We start from the raw sequence: 3047 nt of genomic DNA, 5'->3' as shown, positions 1-3047 counted from the left end.
TAAGAATGGTTTTTTAAAAAAATAAATTATGCACAAAAATGATTTTCTGTCAACTTAATTTAGATGCGTTTACCCTGCTATTTAATTTAGACGATTTTTAAGGTGTAAAGAGGAATAAATGTGCTGTTTACTCCTCTTTTTTTTCGATTTTTAGCTAAATTATTTGAATGAATCAGAGCGGCTTTCTAGCATTGGTTATATCGCAATCGACTACATATAAAAACTGTAGCTGATCTGTGGCTCATCATCATCAGCACCTAAATATTTCATAACCTGACCGACTTTTCGAGCACAAGCTAGCGTAATTGGATACTTTCCATCAAATTGAGTGTTGTTCCAATTCATTTTGGTTAAACCTAAAATTTCCTGGCAAATTACGCCAGGGGATTCATCCGATTTTACAACTCGAATCTCCAAGGGTTGTGGAATATATTTTCCTGTATATGTTCTGTAGTGTTCGACGGAGCCACGGGTATACAGCAAATGATTTTCCTCATTCAATTCAATATGAATACCTCGGTATGACGGATATTCATTTCCACGTAAGATGCGTAAATCACTGTCAAGAATAGTGACAAAATCAACCTTGCGAATTCGCATTTCCTTTGCTGCTGACTCAAAGCCATCAAGTTCTTCATCGCTGTAATTTGAGGATTTATGCAACACAAGTCGCGCTGGAGAGGTATCTAATGCAGTTTCATATTCAGTTAGAGCGCGCTTTAAGAGTTGATAGGCTTGTGCTGCATTCAAATGAGGTATTCGATCGCTTTTATCGATATTAACCGGGGTTCCTCGCAAAATTACGTTATTGCCTAATTCATCAAAAATTTGGGCTAAACTCGTGTTCAACACCTTGCGATCGCGACTTCGATAGAAACCAATCCCAACAAAACATACGGAGGGTCGATTGATATTAGTAACCAGCTTCCAAGGAACCGTTCGATTAGTTTTGTAATAGAGAGCAGTACAAAAGTTCCAAGCTTTTGTAGCATCATCCTGCTGACCTTTTACATTCGACCCTAAAGAAGTTTCTCTAATGATTTGCAAGGGTTTTCCTAGAGACATTGCTTTAGCTTTTAGCGCCCGCCTAAAGTTGACTTCTAAAACATCATCTTTACCATCTTCTTCATTTTCTAATGTTTCTTCGACAGGTGTTATTTCTTGCTTATAAATTTTGTCATATAGTCGAGTGGGAATAACGCAGGTTATAACATCAGTCACGCGATTTTGAGCCAAAAATTTAGCTTGGCGATAGTATAATTCAACTGCTGCATAAACTCGTTCATTCCAATCTTTAATCTGAATGATTGCATTAATATCTGAGTTATTCAGTACCCGAGTAATTTCTTCATCAATTACTAGGAGTGCTTTAAATCCCAAGTCGGATTTAAACCCACAAAAGGGAACAAATAGGTTAGGTTGACGACTGTCTGGTTTGGCAGGAATGGGCTGCGAACATTTCTCTAACCAAGCGTATAACTTGGATAGCGTATCACTGGTTCCCACAGCACCAACTAGAACTCGTTCGCGTCTGATTTTAAGTTTCGTATCATAAACATCATAGTTCGTAATGCCCGCTCTTGGACAAATGTGAGAGCCTTGACCAAATTCTAATAAAGGTTCTTTAATGTAGTGTAATTTCATAAGTCTAATGGTAATACTATTTGCTCCCAATCATTAGTATTAAGGCTGCCATTGCTGGGTGATTTTGGATTCCAGTCATCATCATTAAGTAGCGGAGCATTTTCAAAAGTGATGAGTTCACCAAACCCTAAAAAAGGGTAAGTATATCTCGTAACAAAGAGATCTGAAGATTTCTCTGTTTTTAAAAAAACTACAATAAACCGCAAATGATTGTAAACGTTTTTATTATTCTCCTCTCGCTTCAACCAATCGAGCTTATCCTTGGCAGAGAATGAACGTCGATATCCGTCGAAACTGAAAAACCAGTCTGGGATAATAGTAAGATACCAGCTTTGACCAAATCTCCGATATTGTGTACGAAATGCTTGGTGCTTACAACTTAAAATTTCATCTGGCTTATTATTCTTCATCACCCGTTCGTAAACAGTTCGAGTGCTCTTTTTTTCGCCATACCATTCCTCTTTCCGTATTGCATTCCCATCAATTTCTACAAAAATGAACAGTTTCTCTTGATGTTGCCACACAACATCTTGACGATATAACTTTTGTTGCAAGCATCGCCCTAACAAGGACTTGAAGACATTCTCAAAGTTTCGATCTCTTTTGTAAAACTCCTGAGAGTCAAGCGAGGTTGTTGTTCCACGATCGACGATTGCCGAAATCGGTATGCTATCATCTCTTAAATCATGGAAAGTTACGATTTTTCCTTCATGACAGATCCAATCCACTCCAAAAGCTAACCCTGCTTGCTCGATAGCAGCACGCGCAACATCTCGTGTTGATGCATCTTTCTTAAGTTTGATTTGACAATCTTTGGACTTTTCAATAACTTTCTCCCGCTCAACAACTAAATCTGAAATGTATAGCTGTTTAGGGAAAAATATTTCTAACAAATTGAGGTAAACCGTCTCTGTACCTTTAGCATAGTATGAGCTAGAAGTTGTAACTGGAATTTGAACTTTATTCGATGCAGTAAATTCGCTATTCCATTGTTGAGAATCCAGGCAGCCTATTTCTGCAACTATAGCGTTGAGTGTTTGCTTAGTCTCAAAACCGATAAACTCACTATCAACCACATTATTAAGAAATATCAATAATTGGTCTTTCCCTTCAGCTAATATAAGTTCTATCAATTCTGAAACGAAAGCTAAGCTATTTTTTTCCAGAGAGTTAATGTGGGGAATTAGATAATTAAAGCCTGTGAAATTCAAAAGAGCTTTGCGCTCCACAAGGCTTTGAGTAGCTGGTATGTTTAATAACATCTGTAGCAATTGCTGTTTGAAATTTCTAGTCATTGAAATCTAAATATTTGTATAAATTATCCTTAACTAGTACACTTGGGCGTGAATAGAGCTACCATTTATATGTAGATGTAGAAGGTAGAACAGATCGATGCCCAGACT

General features: G+C 37.3%; 2 protein-coding genes. Both read right to left on the bottom strand.

Annotated features, from left to right (window positions below):
- Positions 1–210 precede the first annotated feature (210 nt).
- Entirely contained in the window at positions 211–1644 is a 1434-nt protein-coding gene (locus tag QUA80_RS33260) for a hypothetical protein (protein ID WP_333151066.1), read from the bottom strand.
- Entirely contained in the window at positions 1641–2939 is a 1299-nt protein-coding gene (locus tag QUA80_RS33255) for a hypothetical protein (RefSeq protein ID WP_333429159.1), read from the bottom strand. Before QUA80_RS33255 ends, QUA80_RS33260 begins: the two co-directional genes overlap by 4 nt.
- Positions 2940–3047: the final 108 nt, after the last annotated feature.

The sequence above is a fragment of the Microcoleus sp. F4-D5 genome, from assembly GCF_036704885.1.
Lineage (GTDB): Bacteria > Cyanobacteriota > Cyanobacteriia > Cyanobacteriales > Microcoleaceae > Microcoleus.
This window is presented reverse-complemented; position numbering and strand designations above follow the sequence as displayed.